The 14,886-nt window shown below is 72.9% G+C and carries 8 protein-coding genes; 3 read left to right on the forward strand and 5 right to left on the reverse strand.

Annotated features, from left to right (window positions below):
• Window position 1: 1 nt before the first annotated feature.
• A complete protein-coding gene (locus ACFWBF_RS03570; RefSeq protein WP_385594509.1) occupies window positions 2-2,353 on the forward strand; it encodes a YfhO family protein in 2,352 nt (783 codons plus the stop codon).
• On the opposite strand, the gene ACFWBF_RS03575 is transcribed toward ACFWBF_RS03570, so the two are convergent.
• The 5 genes from ACFWBF_RS03575 to ACFWBF_RS03595 all read right to left on the reverse strand — a co-directional run bounded on the left by ACFWBF_RS03575 (window position 2,341) and on the right by ACFWBF_RS03595 (window position 11,819).
• Window positions 2,341-3,837, reverse strand: a complete 1,497-nt coding sequence (locus ACFWBF_RS03575) for a protein kinase (RefSeq protein ID WP_385594511.1) — start codon at window positions 3,835-3,837, stop codon at window positions 2,341-2,343. The genes ACFWBF_RS03570 and ACFWBF_RS03575 overlap by 13 nt on opposite strands.
• Window positions 3,834-4,466, reverse strand: a complete 633-nt coding sequence (locus ACFWBF_RS03580; protein ID WP_385594513.1) for a hypothetical protein — start codon at window positions 4,464-4,466, stop codon at window positions 3,834-3,836. The genes ACFWBF_RS03575 and ACFWBF_RS03580 overlap by 4 nt, the downstream gene beginning before the upstream one ends.
• A gap of 282 nt (window positions 4,467-4,748) precedes the next feature.
• A complete protein-coding gene (mfd, locus tag ACFWBF_RS03585) occupies window positions 4,749-8,279 on the reverse strand; it encodes a transcription-repair coupling factor (protein ID WP_385594515.1) in 3,531 nt (1,176 codons plus the stop codon).
• Window positions 8,280-8,451: 172 nt separating this feature from the next.
• Window positions 8,452-11,046: an ABC transporter permease gene (locus ACFWBF_RS03590; protein ID WP_385594517.1), complete on the reverse strand. Its 2,595-nt coding sequence runs from the start codon at window positions 11,044-11,046 to the stop codon at window positions 8,452-8,454.
• The gene (locus ACFWBF_RS03595; protein WP_385594519.1) at window positions 11,043-11,819 is read right to left on the reverse strand and encodes an ABC transporter ATP-binding protein; all 777 of its coding nucleotides are present in this window, start codon (window positions 11,817-11,819) and stop codon (window positions 11,043-11,045) included. The genes ACFWBF_RS03590 and ACFWBF_RS03595 overlap by 4 nt, the downstream gene beginning before the upstream one ends.
• A gap of 297 nt (window positions 11,820-12,116) precedes the next feature.
• Between ACFWBF_RS03595 and ACFWBF_RS03600 the strand changes: the two genes are divergently transcribed.
• Both ACFWBF_RS03600 and ACFWBF_RS03605 read left to right on the forward strand, forming a co-directional pair.
• Window positions 12,117-13,886: an MFS transporter gene (locus ACFWBF_RS03600; protein ID WP_385594521.1), complete on the forward strand. Its 1,770-nt coding sequence runs from the start codon at window positions 12,117-12,119 to the stop codon at window positions 13,884-13,886.
• A 130-nt stretch (window positions 13,887-14,016) separates the two neighbouring features.
• Entirely contained in the window at window positions 14,017-14,883 is an 867-nt protein-coding gene (locus ACFWBF_RS03605) for a hypothetical protein (protein WP_385594523.1), read from the forward strand.
• Window positions 14,884-14,886 lie beyond the last annotated feature (3 nt).

Consider the following 14,886-nt stretch of genomic DNA (forward strand, 5'->3'; position numbering starts at 1 on the left):
CATGTCGACTCCGCAATCCTCGCCCCGGCGCCGGAGCCTGCTCGGCTCGGCGCTCGCCGCCGTGATCACGACGGCGGCCGTGTGCTCCGGGGACGCCGTCGCCCGGGTCTTCCCGTACGGACCGCGCCACCGCAGCATCAACGACCTCGGCAACCAGTTCGTGCCCTTCCACGCCCACCTGTGGGACCTGCTGCACGGGCGGGCGCGGGGCGGGCTGCTCTTCAACTGGCAGTCCGGGTACGGAACGAGCTTCCTGCCCGACCTCGGGACGTACCTGACCAGCCCGTTCGCGGTGCTGGTGGGACTGTTCCCGCGGGCGGACACGGACCTCGCGGTGTACGTCGTCACCGTGCTCAAGACGGCCGCCGCGGCCGCGGCGATGGCCTGGCTGCTGCGCACCCAGCGGCGCGGGCCGTGGTGGGCGGCGGGGCTGCTCGGGGCCTCGTACGCGCTGTGCGGCTGGTCGGTGATCGAGGCCTCGTACAACCCGATGTGGCTGGACGGGCTGATTTCCTTCCCGCTGCTGTGTCTGACGGGCGAATGGGCGCTGCGGCAGCGGCGGTTGGGGCCTGCGGTCGTGATCGTGGCGGTCGGCTGGACGGCGAACTTCTACACCGCCTACATGGCGACGCTCGGCGCCGCGCTGGTGCTGCTCGTACGGGTCGTGCTGACGCGGGAGGGCGCGCGCGAGCGGGTACGGGTGCTGGGCCGGGCGGCCGGGACCACGCTGCTGGGCATCGCCCTGTCGGCGCCGGTCCTCGTCCCCCTCTTCCTGAGCTCGAAGCAGGCGTACCCGGGCTGGTTCAAGCCGTTCCGGCCGGTGCCCTGGTCCGACCTGTTCGCGCGGCTGCTGCCCGCCACGTACTCCTTCTCCTCGCCGGCGCTGTTCGTCGGGACCGGGACGCTGCTGCTGGTGGCGGCCCTGCCGTTCCACCGGGCGGTGCCCGTGCGCACCCGGCTGTGGTGGGCGGGGCTGGTGGTGGCCGTGGTGCTCTCCTTCCAGTGGACGCCGACACACCTGGCCTGGCACGTCTTCGCGACCCCGAACGGCAGCCCGTACCGGCAGACCTTCGTCCTGGCCGGGATCCTCGTGATCGCCGCCTGGACGGGCCTGGCGGCGGGCCTGCCCGGGCCGCGGGCGCTGGCCGGCGGGGCCGGCGTACTGGCGGGCGCCGCCTGGTGGGCGAGCGGCAGCGCCCTGGCCACCGGGTGGGGTTACCTGCTCTTCTGCGGCGGCCTGGCCCTGGCGGGCGCCGCCTGGTGGGCGCTGCGCCACCGCCGGTGGGCCCGGCCCGCGGCGGGGCTGCTGGCCCTGGTCCTGGTGGCCCAGGCCGCGGCGACCACCGCCTACGGCCATCAGGGCAAACTGGCCGGCCTGGACGACTACCCCTCCTGGGGCCCGGCCCACTCCGCGCGCGCCGCGGCCCTGGCGGGCGCCGACGGCTGGCCCGCGTACCGCACCGACCCGAGCCGGCCTGCGCTGTCGGGCAACGACCCGCTGCTGCTGGGCGGGGAGGGCGGCTCGTACTACAGCAGCCACACCCCGGACGTGTTCACCCGCACGATGGTGGCCCTCGGCGCGGGCTGGACCTCGCGCGGCCGCAACGTCCAGAGCCTCGACAACCCCGTGACGGACGCGGTCTTCGCGGTCGGCGCCCGGCTGCGCCCCGACGGCACGATCGCCCGCGCCGAGGTCCCGCCGCTCGTCACCACCCGCCCGCCGGGCCCGGACCCGGCGTACGGCCCCTCCCCGTTCGCGAACCAGGAACTCCTGCTGGGCGCGCAGGTGTACGAGGACCCGGTCTCCCCCGGGGTGTGCCGCGCGGGCACGGAAGCCTACCTGTGGGCCCCGGAGTACAACGCGACGGCCCGCCTCGCGGACGGGCCGGCCTTCCGGCTGAACGCCGTCCCCCCGCGCAACAGGGCGGCCCTCCAGCCCCTGGGCCCCTCCCACGGCCCGGCCTCCGCACTGGTCTTCGACCAGAGCGCGCCGGTCGCGTGGACCCTGTCCTGCCTGGACCGCGGGCGGCTCGCCGCGGCCGTCTCGCGCCTGCGCGCCGCGGCGGCGCCTTCGCTGCGGGTCTTTGACTCGGGCGTACGCGCCACCCTCCCGCCGGGCGCCACGGGCACGGCGGTCCTCTCGGTCCCCGCCATCGCGGGCTGGACCTGCAACGACCGCCCGGCCTCGGCGTACCTGGGCCTGGTCGCCCTCCCGCTGGACGGCCGCACCACGACCCTGGACTGCACCTTCCGCCCGCCGGGCCTCCTGCCGGGCGCGGCGGTGGCGGGGGTGGCCCTCGCGATCCTGCTCGGTCTGCTCGGGCTCGGCCGCGGACGGCGTCAGCGGACCTGACCGAGCCACTGCAGGGTGCGACGGACCTCCGTGGCGAAGGGGTGGGCCGGGCCGTGCAGACGTTCCGCGTCGAAGAGGAGGCGGGCCAGGGTGTCGTGGGCCGCCGGGCGGTCGCCGAGCGAGAGCAGCAGGTGCGCTATGCGGCGGCGGACCTCCAGCGGGAGGCCGGGGTCGGGGTTGGCGTAGTGGTTCTCGAACAGCGGGAGCAGCGCACGGTATTCGGCGAGGGCGGCCGCCGGTTCGCCGAGCTGCTCCAGGCACTGGGCCGCGTCGTAGCGAAAGCGCAGGGACTGCGCGTCGCCGGCCGGGAACTCCTCGGCCAGGCGCCGCAGTTCGGGCAGGGCGCGGCGGTACTGGCCGTCGTCCATCAGGGTGGCCGCGTACTGCTTGCGCAGGGAGCGGACCACCGGGGAGTGCTCGCCGTGCTGCGCGGCCGCCGCCGGGAGGATGCCGCCGAGGATGTCCACGGCCTGGGTGAGCAGGCCCTGGTCCAGGAGCTTCTTCGCCTCCTCCACCGCCGCGGGGACGTCCGGCCTCGCCGGCGGGGCGGTCGGCTGCGGAGGGATGGTCTGCGCCCGGTCGGGCCAGGGGGCCTGCGGGCGCAGGAAGGGGCGGGTCGGGTCGAGCGGGCCCGCCGGGTTGCCCTGCTTGGGCAGCAGCGGGACGAGGGCCTCGTACACCTCCTGCGCGGAGGCGGGGCGGTCCTGCGGGTCCTTCGCCAGGAGGTGCAGGAGTACGGCCTCCAGCTGGTGCGGGATCTCCGGACGCAGCCGGCGCACCGGCACCGGGGGCTCGTACAGGTGGCGGTGGAGCACGCCGAGCGCCGTGGAGCCGGCGAAGGGGACGTTGCCGCTGAGGAGTTCGTACAGCAGCACGCCGAGGGCGTACAGGTCGGTGTACGGGCCGACCGCGCCGCCCATGGCCTGCTCGGGCGCCATGTAGGCCGGGCTGCCGATCGGTGAACCGGTGCTGGTGAGGCGGGTGGTGTCGGTCTCCATCACCGAGGCGACACCGAGGTCCAGGACGCTGAGCGTCCCGTCCGGGCGGACCATCACATTGCGCGGCTTCAGGTCCCGGTGGACGATCGGCACCGCGTGCACGGCCGAGAGCACCGAGCACAGCTGCGCGACCACCGAGACCGCCCACGGCCACGGGTACGGGTCGTACCGCGCGAGGTGGTCGGCGAGGTCGGTGCCCTCGACGTACTGCATGACGAGGTACAGTTCGTCACCGTCGTTGCCCGCGTCGTGCACGGTGACCAGCCCGGGGTGGTCCACCTGCGCCGTGACCCGGCACTCGCGCACGAAACGGCGGCGCAGTTCCTCGGCCACGCTGCCGGGTCCCGCGACCCGGTCCGGGCGCAGCAGCTTGACGGCGACCCGGCGGTCGAGGCGGCGGTCGTACGCCGTCCAGACCTGGCCCATGCCGCCCTGGCCCAGGATGGTGGCGAGTTGGTAGCGGTCGCCGATGAGGCGGTCGGTCACTGGTTCGGGCCCTCGTTGCGGGGCGGGGTCTGGCGGCGCAGGAGTTCGCTCAGCTCGTCGAGCTCGGCGCGGACCTGCCCGATGCGCGGCGGCGCCACCGGGCCGGGGACCGGCGGCAGGGGCTGCGGCTGTTGAGGCAGCGGCCCGCGCGGCTGGTCCGGGGCCGCGGGCGGGTACCCGTACGACGGCCGGGTCTGCTGCGTCGAGCCCGCCGCCCCCAGGGTCTGCCGCGTCGGCGGGGCGTACGGCGCGGGCGGCGCCGGGTACCAGGGCGCGGCCTGGGCCTTGACCTGCTCGTAGTGCCGGATGTCGCAGACGAGGAAGTACACGCAGACCGCGAGCCCGGTGCCGATCGTGCCGAACGCGCCGACGTTGCCCTGCCAGCCGCTGGTGTCGGGCGTCGGGTCGGCGCCGATCAGGGCCACCCAGGCGACCTCGGCCGCGGCCGAGGCGGCGAGCAGCCACCAGTCGCGGGACTTGCGGGTGACGAGCGCGAGTCGGAGCATCGAGCCCCACACCAGGAAACCGCAGCTCAGGATGGGCAGCAGCGTGAACAGCACGCGCAGCGCCACCACACCCCCGGTACTGGGCTGGTGACCATGCTGCGGCGGGATGCCGGGGCCGTGCATCGCTGCTCCTGACGGGCCGTTCGGGCGGGGTTCGGGCGGGGGACGGACGAAGTTCCGGGTCTGAGCGTATACAGCGTTTCCAGCCGGGAGTGAGGGGATGCGCCCAACCGTTGCACGGTCGCCGCATGCGGCTGACCTGGGGATCCCGCCCCCCGTCAAGTGGATCACCCGAAGCGGGCGTACCGTCGCAAAGTACGCCGACAAGACAGCGCATGGGCATGGTCCCCCGCCGCGGCCTTCGCCGTGCCGCGGCCGGTACGGCGAAGGCGGGCCCCGGCGCCGCTACGACCCGAGGATGGTGGCGAGGAACTCCCCCGTCCAGGCCAGCAGTTCCCGTCCGACCAGCGGCTTCCCGCCCACCCGGGCGGTCTTCGGGCGCGGGATCAGCACCTGCGAGGTGGCGGCCTTGAGCACCGACCCCGGGTAGAGCCGCCCCAGGCGCAGCTCCTGCGATTCGCGCAACTCCACCGGCCCGAAGCGGATGTTGGCGCCCTGCAGGGTGATGTCACCGACCCCGCAGGCGCGGGCGAGCATCCGCAGTCCGGCCACCAGCAGCAGGTTCTCCACCGGCTCCGGCAGCTTGCCGTAGCGGTCGGTGAGCTCCTCCCGTACGGCCTTGACGTCGGCCTCGGAGTTGGCGGAGGCGATCGACCGGTACGCCTGCAGGCGCAGCCGCTCGCCCGGCGCGTAGTCGTGCGGGACGTGCGCGTCGACCGGCAGCTCGATCTTGACCTCCAGCGCCGGCTCCTCCTCCACCCCGCCTTCGACGGCCGCCCGGTAGTCGGCCACGGCCTCGCCGACCATGCGGATGTACAGGTCGAAGCCGACGCCGGCGATGTGCCCGGACTGCTCGCCGCCGAGCAGGTTGCCCGCGCCGCGGATCTCCAGGTCCTTCATGGCCACGTACATGCCGGCGCCCATCTCGGTGTGCTGGGCGATCGTCGCGAGCCGCTCGTGCGCGGTCTCGGTCAGCGGCTTCTCCGGCGGGTAGAGGAAGTACGCGTACCCGCGCTCGCGGCCGCGGCCCACGCGGCCGCGCAGCTGGTGCAGCTGCGAGAGGCCGAAGTTGTCGCCGCGCTCGACGATGAGGGTGTTGGCGTTGGAGATGTCGATGCCGGACTCGACGATCGTCGTCGAGACGAGGACGTCGAACTTCTTCTCCCAGAAGTCCACGACGACCTGCTCCAGGGCCTGCTCCGACATCTGGCCGTGCGCGGTCGCGATCCGCGCCTCGGGCACGATCTCGCGCAGCTTGGCGGCCGCCCGGTCGATGGACTCGACCCGGTTGTGAATGTAGAAGCACTGCCCCTCGCGCAGCAGTTCGCGCCGGATGGCCGCGCCGATCTGCTTCTCCTCGTAGGGGCCGACGAAGGTGAGGACCGGGTGGCGCTCCTCGGGCGGGGTGGTGATCGTCGACATCTCGCGGATGCCGGTCACCGCCATCTCCAGGGTGCGCGGGATCGGCGTCGCGGACATCGTCAGCACGTCGACGTTGGCGCGCAGCTTCTTCAGCTGCTCCTTGTGCTCGACGCCGAACCGCTGCTCCTCGTCGACGATGACCAGGCCCAGGTCCTTGAACTTCGTCTCCTGCGAGAAGAGGCGGTGGGTGCCGATGACGATGTCGACGGAGCCCTCGCGCAGGCCCTCCAGGGTGGCCTTGGACTCGGATTCGCTCTGGAAGCGGGACAGGGCCTTGGTGACGACGGGGAACTGCGCGTACCGCTCGGAGAAGGTGCCGTAGTGCTGCTGCACGAGCAGGGTGGTCGGCACCAGGACGGCGACCTGCTTGCCGTCCTGGACCGCCTTGAAGGCGGCGCGCACCGCGATCTCGGTCTTGCCGTAGCCGACGTCACCGCAGATCAGCCGGTCCATGGGGACCGACTTCTCCATGTCCTCCTTGACCTCGGCGATGGTGGTGAGCTGGTCGGGCGTCTCCACGTACGGGAAGGCGTCCTCCAGCTCGCGCTGCCAGGGGGTGTCGGGGCCGAAGGTGTGGCCGGGGGCCGCCATGCGCGCGCTGTAGAGCCTGATCAGGTCGGCGGCGATCTCCTTGACGGCCTTCTTCGCGCGCGCCTTGGTCTTGGTCCAGTCGGCGCCGCCGAGCCGGTGCAGGGTGGGGGCCTCGCCGCCGACGTACTTGGTGACCTGCTCCAGCTGGTCGGTGGGGATGTAGAGCCGGTCGCCGGGCTGGCCGCGCTTGGCGGGGGCGTACTCGACGAGCAGGTACTCGCGGGTGGCGCCCTGGACGGTGCGCTGGACCATCTCGATGTAGCGGCCGACGCCGTGCTGCTCGTGGACGATGTAGTCGCCGACCTCCAGGGTGAGGGGGTCGATGGTCTTGCGGCGCCGGGTCGGCATCCGGCCGAGGTCCTTGGTTGCGGTGCGCTGGCCGGTCAGGTCCGTCTCGGTGAGGACGGCGATCTTGAGGGCCGGGTCGACGAAGCCGGTTTCGAGGGAGCCGCAGGCGACGTGGACGAGGCTGGGCTCCAGGGTGCGCAGGTCGGCTTCCAGCCGGGCCGCGATGCCCTCGCCGCCGAGGACCTCGACGGTACGGGCGGCCGGCCCGTGCCCCTCGGTGAGGTACACGGTGTGCCAGCCGTCGGCGATCCAGGCCTTGGTGTCGGCCAGGGCGCGGGCGGTGTCGCCGCGGTAGGCCTCGGGGGCGTGCATGCCGAGCGCGAGGGTGTCACCGCCGGCTTCCACGTCGGCCGCGAAGGGGGAGACCGACCACCACATCATGCCGAGCTCGCGGGCGTGCTCGCGGACGTCGGCGATGCCCCGCAGGGAGGCGGCGCCGACGTCGATGGGAGCCTCGCCGCCGCCCGCGGTGGCCGCCCAGGAGGCCATGAGGAACTCCTGCGAGGTGGCCACGAGGTCAGCGGCCCGGGTGCGTACCCGCTCGGGGTCGCAGACCACGGCCATGGACCCGGCGGGCAGCACGTCGATCAGCAGTTCCATGTCGTCGACCAGGACCGGGGCGAGGGACTCCATGCCCTCGACGGCGATCCCCTCGGCGATCTTGTTCAGGAGTTCACCCAGCTCGGGGTGGGCCGCGGCGAGGGCCGCGGCCCGCTCCCGCACCTCGTCGGTGAGCAGCAGCTCACGGCAGGGCGGCGCCCACAGGCCGTGCTCGGCGATCTCCAGGGACCGCTGGTCGGCGACCTTGAAGTAACGGATCTCCTCGACCTCGTCGCCCCAGAACTCGATGCGCAGCGGGTGTTCCTCGGTGGGCGGGAACACGTCGAGGATGCCGCCGCGGACGGCGAACTCGCCGCGCTTCTCGACGAGTTCGACGCGCGCGTACGCGGCCGCGGCGAGCGCCGCGACGATCTCCCCGAGGTCGACGCTCTGCCCCTGGCGAAGGCTCACGGGCACGAGGTCGCCGAGCCCCTTGACCTGCGGCTGGAGCACGGACCGGATCGGGGCGACGACCACGCTGACGGGCCCGGCGGCCGGGTCGTCCTTGCTCGGGTGCGCGAGCCGGCGCAGTACGGCGATCCGCCGGCCGACGGTGTCGCTGCGCGGGCTCAGCCGCTCGTGCGGCAGCGTCTCCCAGGACGGGTAGTCCACCACCTCGTCGGCGGGCAGCAGCGAGCGCAGCGCGGCGGCCAGGTCCTCGGCCTCACGCCCGGTGGCGGTGACCGCGAGCACGGTCCGCTCGGTACGGGCGGCCAGCGCGGCGATGGCGAAGGGCCGCGCGGCGGCCGGGCCGACGAGGTCCACGTACATGCGGTTGCCGTCCCCGGCCGCGGTGACCGCCTCGGCGAGTGCGGGGTCCCTGGTGACGGCGTCGAGCAGTCCGTGCAGGCTCATGAATGCGGCATTCCATCCGGTGAGGGGGCAACGCGAAGGGCCCGACACGTCGCACGGGCCAGGGGTTCCCAGCCTACGCCCGCACGGTGGTGGCGCGCCGGACATGACTCCGGCCCCGGTCGGCCCGTGTGGGCCGGCCGGGGCCGGTGACTCCCCCGTGACGATCGCCGGGCTAGTCGCTGGCGATCGCGTTCAGTACGTTCATCCGCCCCGCCCGGAAGGCCGGGAACAGTGCGGCGAACAGGCCCACCACGGCCGACGCGGCGAAGACGCCGATGATCGTCGGCCACGGGATCTCCAGGACCTTCAGCCCTTGGAGCGCGAGGAGCTGCTGGGCGGTGGCCCCCCAGCCCATGCCGAGCCCGAGGCCCAGCAGGGCGCCGAAGAGCGAGATGACGACCGACTCCAGGCGGATCATGCGACGCAGCTGCCGGCGGGAGAGGCCGATGGCGCGCATCAGGCCGATCTCGCGGGTCCGCTCGACCACCGAGAGGGCCAGGGTGTTCACGACGCCCAGGACCGCGACGATGATCGCGAGGAAGAGGAGCCCGTAGACCATGTTCAGCAGCTGGCCGACCTGGTCCTTCAGCGCCTTCTTGTAGTCGGTCTGGTTGAGCACCTTGTACTGCGGGTACTCCGCCAGCCCCGCCTTGACCGCGGTGTACGCGGTGTCCTCCTGGCCGTCCTTGGCGGTGGCCAGCAGCATGAAGGGCCGCGGCAGCTTGTCGGCCGGCAGGTTCGCCTCGGCGACCGCGGTGCTCGTGTACTTCATGCCCTTGTCGAGGTTGCCCTCGTCGCTGGTGATCGCCGCGACCTTGAGCTTGGCGGTCTTGCCGCCGGTGAAGGCCACCGTCAGCTCGTCACCGAGCTTGACGTTGTGCTTGGTGGCGTAGAGCGAGCCGACCGACATCGAGTTCGCCCCGTACGCCGCCGCGTGCTCGCCGGCGACCATCTTGCGGCGGATGTCCTTGGCGTAGGTGGGGTCCTGGGCGCCGAGACCGTCCTCCTCGGTGGTCCCGTCGGGGGCCGTGATCTTGGTCTGCAGCTCCCGGTACGCGGTGACGTGGTCCAGGTCCTTGGTGGCCCGCAGCTTCTGCTCGGCCTGCGGCATGACCGGCTGCCCGGTCTGGGACTGGATGATGTAGTCCGCGCCGACCGACTTGTCGAGCTCGTCGGTGGCGGAGGCCACCATCGAGGAGCCGACCACCGACAGGCAGGCGACCAGCGCCAGACCGATCATCAGCGCGGCGGCGGTGGCACCGGTGCGGCGCGGGTTGCGCAGCGCGTTGCGCTCGGCGAGCCGGCCGACGGAACCGAAGGGCCGCAGGACCGCGCCGGAGAGCACCCGCACCACGACACCGGCGAGCAGCGGGCCGATCACGATGAAGCCGATGAGGGTGAGCACCACGCCCAGGCCCAGCCACAGGGATCCGGGGGCGGCCTTGTCGGCGGCGGCGGAGAGGAACAGGGCCGCACCGCCGATGCCGGTGAGGACCAGGCCGAAGGCGGCGCGCACCCGGCCGGCCTTCTTGTCGCCGGGCGTGCCCGACTCGCGCAGGGCCGCCATCGGGGAGACCTTGCCGGCCCGGCGGGCCGGGATGAAGGCGGAGACGATGGTGACGACGACACCGAGGAAGATGCCGAGGGCCGGGGTGGTCCAGGCGATGGTCAGGTCACTGGTGGACAGGTGCATGCCCATCTGGCCCATGATCTTCATGAGCCCGACGGCCAGGCCCACGCCCGCGCCGACGCCGAGGACCGAGCCGACGACGCCGAGGAGGAAGGCCTCGACCACGACGGACTTGAGCACCTGGCCGCTGTCGGCGCCGATGGCGCGCATCAGGCCGATCTCGCGGGTCCGCTGGGCGACCAGCATCGAGAAGGTGTTGAAGATCAGGAAGATGCCGACGAGGAAGGCGATCCCGGCGAAGCCGAGCATCACGTACTTCATGACGTCGAGGAAGGAGCCGACGTCCTTGCGGCCCTGGTCCGCGGATTCCTTCGCGGTCTGGAGCTTGTAGGTGCCCGCGCCGACGGCGGTGGCGATGTTCGACTTGAGCTGCTCGTCGCTCACCCCGTCCTTGGCGGTGACGTTGATGTTGGTGAACAGGCCGGGCGCGCCGAGCAGTTCCTGCTGGGCGGTGGCCGTGTCGAAGTAGACGACGGTGGCGCCCGGGTTGGTCACCTTGTAGGTGGCGATGCCGGAGATCTTCGCGCGGAAGTCGCCGGTGATGGCGATGGTGCGCAGCTCGTCACCGAGCTTCAGCTTGTGCTTCTTCGCCGTGTCGGCGTCGACGAGCACCTCGGTGGGGCCGCGCGGCTCGTGGCCGGAGCTGACCTCCATCGACTTGAGCTCGTTGTCGTTCCAGCTGGCGGCGATCGTCGGGGCGCCGGAGGTGGGTCCGACGTTCTTGTTCTCGGCGTTGACGACCGTGACGGACAGCGAGACGACGCTGCCCTGGGCGGACTGCACGCCCGGCGCCGCGGCGACCTTCTGGACGGCGTCGCCGGGGATGGTGGCCGGCCGGCCGCTGCGCGGGTTCTCCGCGTCGCCGTCGCCGCCGCCCTCGACGGGCTTGGCGGAGACGGTGACGTCGGCGCCGGTGGTCGCGAAGAGCTTCTCGAAGGTGGTGTTCATCGTGTCGGTGAACACCAGCGTCCCGCACACGAACGCGACGGAGAGCAGGACGGCGACCGCGGAGAGCGCCATCCGGCCCTTGTGCGCGACGAAGTTGCGCCGCGAGGTCTTCAGGACGGTGTTGCTCATGACGTCCGCCCGCGCGCGTCGAAGTCCTTCATCCGGTCCAGGACCTGGTCCGCGGTGGGCCCGTACATCTCGTCCACGATCCGGCCGTCGGCGAGGAAGATGACGCGGTCCGCGTAGGAGGCGGCGACCGGGTCGTGGGTGACCATGACGATGGTCTGGCCGAGCTCGTCCACCGAGCGGCGCAGGAAGCCGAGGATCTCGGCGCCGGCCCGGGAGTCGAGGTTTCCGGTCGGCTCGTCGCCGAAGATGATCTGCGGGCGGGCGGCGAGGGCGCGGGCCACGGCCACGCGCTGCTGCTGACCGCCGGAGAGCTCGGTCGGGCGGTGCTTGAGGCGGCCCGCGAGGCCGACCGTCTCCACGACCCGGTTCAGCCACTCCGCGTCGGGCTTGCGGCCGGCTATGTCCATGGGGAGCGTGATGTTCTCCAGGGCGTTGAGCGTCGGCAGCAGGTTGTACGCCTGGAAGATGAAGCCGATCCGGTCGCGGCGCAGCTGCGTGAGCTTCTTGTCCTTGAGGCCGGTGATCTCGGTGTCGTCCAGGTGGATCTGACCGCTGGTCACCGTGTCCAGGCCGGCGAGGCAGTGCATCAACGTGGACTTGCCGGAGCCGGACGGGCCCATGATCGCGGTGAACTGCCCGCGCTTGATGTCCACGTCCACCGAATCGAGGGCGACGACGCGCGTCTCCCCGGAGCCGTAGGCCTTGACGACCTGGCGTGCCCGGGCCGCGACGGCTTCATGCCCTCCAGTGCCCCCGTGCCTGGTTTCGGTCATAGCCGTTGTCACGGTGTTTCCCCTCGTTCGATGCGTTCGGTTGAAGACTGCCGGTCAGCCGGCTCCGGCACGCTGGTGCCCGTCGCCGTATCCGCCCGGGGGTTATCCCCACCCCCCGGTGCCTGTCCGTAGGAACCAGTTAAGGACAGGAAGGGACCTTCTACCTCCTACGCCGGGACGAAAGACCCCTGGCTCTTTGTGAGGAGCTACCCCTAGGGGTTCTCCACCCTTCGGTGGACTCGCACTCGGGGATCGAAGGTCGGGTGAGATGGTGAACGCGGCACGGGAGGGGTGGTCATGGACCCAGTGGAGTCAGGGGCGGGCAAGGACGCCGACGGAGGCATACCGGGCAGGCGCGTTCGCGCCAATTCCGCGGGCGGGCGGGATGCGGGGGGCTCGCGGGAGACGGGGGACTCGCGGGAGACGGGTGGCTCCCAGGAGAAGGGGGGCTCCCGGGAGAAGGGGGGCTCCCGGGAGCGGGAGAACGCGCGGGATACGGGTGGCTCCCGGGCCACTGGTGACCCCAGGAACACGAGCGGCGGCGGGACGCCCGGTGCGGGCGGCGGGGTGCCGCCGCCGGGGAGGCGGCCGCGGCCGGCCGTCGTCGCCTCGCTGATGCTGACCATGGGCCTCGTCGCCCTCGACGGGGCCATCGTCTCCACCGCGGTTCCGCAGATCGTCGGCGACCTCGGTGGCTTCGCCGTCTTCTCCTGGATCTTCTCCGGCTACATGCTGGCGAGCACCGTCACCCTGCCCGTCTACGGGAAGCTGTCCGACACCCTGGGCCGCAAGCCCGTACTGCTCCTCGGCATCAGCCTGTTCCTGCTCGGCTCCCTGCTGTGCGCGGCCGCCTGGAACATGGCCGCCCTCGTCGCCTTCCGGATCCTCCAGGGTCTGGGCGGAGGCGCCCTGCAGGGCACGGTCCAGACGCTGGCCGCCGACCTGTACCCGCTGAAGGAGCGACCGAGGATCCAGGCGCGGATGTCCGTGGTGTGGGCCGGCTCGGCACTGGCCGGGCCGGCGCTGGGCGGACTGATGGCCTCGTACGTGAACTGGCGCTGGATCTTCCTCGTCAACCTGCCGCTGGCCCTCGCGGCCCTGTGGGTCATCGCCCGCCATCTGGTCGAGCCGGTACGGGCCCGGGCGCGCCGGGGGCGGATCGACTGGGCCGGGGCGGCCGGCATCTTCGCCTGCGGCGGGCTGCTGCTCTTCGCGCTCGTGCAGGGCGGGGTGGCCTGGCCCTGGCTGTCGGCGCCCTCGGTCACGCTGTTGGGCGCGAGCGCCGTGCTGGGCGTACTGGTCGCCTGGGTGGAACGCCGGGCCGCAGAACCGATTCTGCCCGGCTGGGTGTGGCGCCGGCGCCCCATCGCCGCCGTCAACCTCGCCATGGGTGCGCTCGGCCTGCTGATGGTGGCCCCGATGGTGTTCATGCCGACGTACGCCCAGTCGGTACTGCGGCTCAGCGCGGTCGAGGCCGGGCTGATCACCTCCGCGATGACCCTGAGCTGGCCGATCAGCGCGATGTTCGTGCAGCACGTCTACCGCCGCGTGGGCTTTCGCAACAGCGCCGTCATCGGGGTCGGGCTGGCCGCGCTGATCCTGTGCGCCTTCACCCTGCTCCCGTACCCGGCCGCGCCGTGGCAGCCCGCGCTGATCATGCTGCTGCTGGGCGCGGCCCTCGGCCTCTTCCAGCTCCCGCTGATCATGGCGGTCCAGTCCACGGTCGGCTGGGCGGAGCGGGGCACCACGACCGCCTCGGTGCTGTTCTGCCGCCAGGTGGGCATGAGCGTCGGGGCCGCGCTGATGGGGGCCGTCGCCAACGCGACCCTGGCGGCCCGGCTGGCGGACGCCCCGATGCCGGGGCTGCCGCGGCACGTGAACGACGTGCCCGAGGCGCTGGACCGGCCGGCGCTGCTCGCGCCCGAGGCCGCCGACTACCTGCGGCGGGCCGTGGCCGCGGCCGTGAACCACATCTTCGTGGGCGCGACGGCGGCCGCGGTGGCGGCGGTGGCGGTGCTGCTGCTGTTGGCGCCGCGGCGGTTCCCGGTGCTGCCGCCGGAGGACTGAGTGGGAGCCGGAGCCGGGGCGGCGGATGGCCGGGCGGCGGGCAGTGGGCGGCCGGGTGGCCGGGCGGCGGGTTGTCATGCTCGCACCGAGCGGGTAAGTCTCTGCGGAGCGCACTCTCCGGGGGGAACACATGACTTCAGCACTCTGCGCACTGGCGTTACTGGCCGCCCTGGCCGGCCCGCTCGGGTGGCGGCTCCACCGCCACCCCGGCTTCATCACCGGCCGCGACGGCCGGCTCTCCACCTCGACCACCCTGGCCCTGGCGTGGACGGTGATCCTGCTCTGGCTGCTGCTCACGATCCTGGGCTACGGGCTCACCGCGGGCGGCGGCGTCGACTGGTTCCGTGCCGAGGACAGCCACGGCCCGCTGTCCTCCCTCACGGACGTCTACCTGCCGCTGCTCGGGGGCCCTTACGTGGCCCTGATCGGCGCGAAGACGGTCGTCGGCATGCGGGTGCAGAACGGCAGCATGGCCAAACCGGCCCCGCGCCCGACGCGGTCGGGACGGCGGCCGCTGCGGGAGCTGATCGCGAACGACGGCGGGCGCACGGACCTGGTGGACCTCCAGTACGTGGCCCTGAGCGCGGTCACGATGCTGTACGTGGTGGCGTTCTTCCTGGCGGACGTGGGGGGCGGGCTGCCGAGGCTGCCCGCCGAGATCTGGGCGCTGACGGGGGCGCCGGCGGGGGCGTACCTGCTGAACAAGATGGCCACCCGGGCGAATCCGGTGATCACGCACGCCACGGTGGCGGGCGGGGTCCTGACCGTCGAGGGCGGTGGCTTCGGCGAGGATGCGCGGGTCGAGGCCGACGCGGCGCCGCTGCCGACTGCGTTCCACGCCGCCACGGGCACCCTGACGGCCCCGCTCCCCACCCCCGCCCCACCCGCGACCATCACGGTCACCACGCGCGGCCTCCGCAGCGACCCCTACCCGCCCGGGGGCACCCCGGCCCCGCCTCCGGGCCCGGTCCCGGCGCAGCAGCGGGCGGCCGACTGAGCA

This window comes from Streptomyces sp. NPDC060028 (assembly GCF_042736725.1).
GTDB lineage: Bacteria > Actinomycetota > Actinomycetes > Streptomycetales > Streptomycetaceae > Streptomyces.